General features: G+C 53.1%; 1 rRNA gene. It reads left to right on the top strand.

Going from position 1 to position 1,676, the window contains the following annotated elements:
• Positions 1–221: 221 nt before the first annotated feature.
• Positions 222–1,676 (top strand): 16S ribosomal RNA (locus PI91_RS00840); the annotation flags it as partial.

Here is a 1,676-nt window from a genome sequence, read left to right as displayed (position 1 = left end):
AAAAATCCTGAAATAACGGGTTGACTCTGAAAAGCGTAATATACGCCACCTCGCAACGGTGAGCGAAAGCCGCGTTGCACTGCTCTTTAACAATTTATCAGACAATCTGTGTGGGCACTCAAAGTGACATGGATTCTAACGTCCTCGGACGAAAAATGAATCAAGTCTCTGAGTGAACATACGTAATTCATTACGAAGTTTAATTCACGAGCATCAAACTTAAATTGAAGAGTTTGATCATGGCTCAGATTGAACGCTGGCGGCAGGCCTAACACATGCAAGTCGAGCGGCAGCGGAAAGTAGCTTGCTACTTTGCCGGCGAGCGGCGGACGGGTGAGTAATGTCTGGGAAACTGCCTGATGGAGGGGGATAACTACTGGAAACGGTAGCTAATACCGCATAACGTCGCAAGACCAAAGAGGGGACCTTCGGGCCTCTTGCCATCAGATGTGCCCAGATGGGATTAGCTAGTAGGTGGGGTAACGGCTCACCTAGGCGACGATCCCTAGCTGGTCTGAGAGGATGACCAGCCACACTGGAACTGAGACACGGTCCAGACTCCTACGGGAGGCAGCAGTGGGGAATATTGCACAATGGGCGCAAGCCTGATGCAGCCATGCCGCGTGTATGAAGAAGGCCTTCGGGTTGTAAAGTACTTTCAGCGGGGAGGAAGGCGTTGAGGTTAATAACCTCAGCGATTGACGTTACCCGCAGAAGAAGCACCGGCTAACTCCGTGCCAGCAGCCGCGGTAATACGGAGGGTGCAAGCGTTAATCGGAATTACTGGGCGTAAAGCGCACGCAGGCGGTCTGTCAAGTCGGATGTGAAATCCCCAGGCTCAACCTGGGAACTGCATTCGAAACTGGCAGGCTAGAGTCTTGTAGAGGGGGGTAGAATTCCAGGTGTAGCGGTGAAATGCGTAGAGATCTGGAGGAATACCGGTGGCGAAGGCGGCCCCTGGACAAAGACTGACGCTCAGGTGCGAAAGCGTGGGGAGCAAACAGGATTAGATACCCTGGTAGTCCACGCCGTAAACGATGTCGACTTGGAGGTTGTGCCCTTGAGGCGTGGCTTCCGGAGCTAACGCGTTAAGTCGACCGCCTGGGGAGTACGGCCGCAAGGTTAAAACTCAAATGAATTGACGGGGGCCCGCACAAGCGGTGGAGCATGTGGTTTAATTCGATGCAACGCGAAGAACCTTACCTACTCTTGACATCCAGAGAACTTTCCAGAGATGGATTGGTGCCTTCGGGAACTCTGAGACAGGTGCTGCATGGCTGTCGTCAGCTCGTGTTGTGAAATGTTGGGTTAAGTCCCGCAACGAGCGCAACCCTTATCCTTTTGTTGCCAGCGGTCCGGCCGGGAACTCAAGGAGAACTGCCAGTGATAAACTGGAGGAAGGTGGGGATGACGTCAAGTCATCATGGCCCTTACGAGTAGGGCTACACACGTGCACAATGGCGCATACAAAGAGAAGCGACCTCGCGAGAGCAAGCGGACCTCATAAAGTGCGTCGTAGTCCGGATTGGAGTCTGCAACTCGACTCCATGAAGTCGGAATCGCTAGTAATCGTAGATCAGAATGCTACGGTGAATACGTTCCCGGGCCTTGTACACACCGCCCGTCACACCATGGGAGTGGTTGCAAAAGAAGTAGGTAGCTTAACCTTCGGGAGG

This window comes from Enterobacter sp. FB (genome assembly GCF_000805795.1).
In the GTDB taxonomy this organism is placed as follows: Bacteria; Pseudomonadota; Gammaproteobacteria; order Enterobacterales; family Enterobacteriaceae; genus Enterobacter; species Enterobacter roggenkampii.
This window is presented reverse-complemented; position numbering and strand designations above follow the sequence as displayed.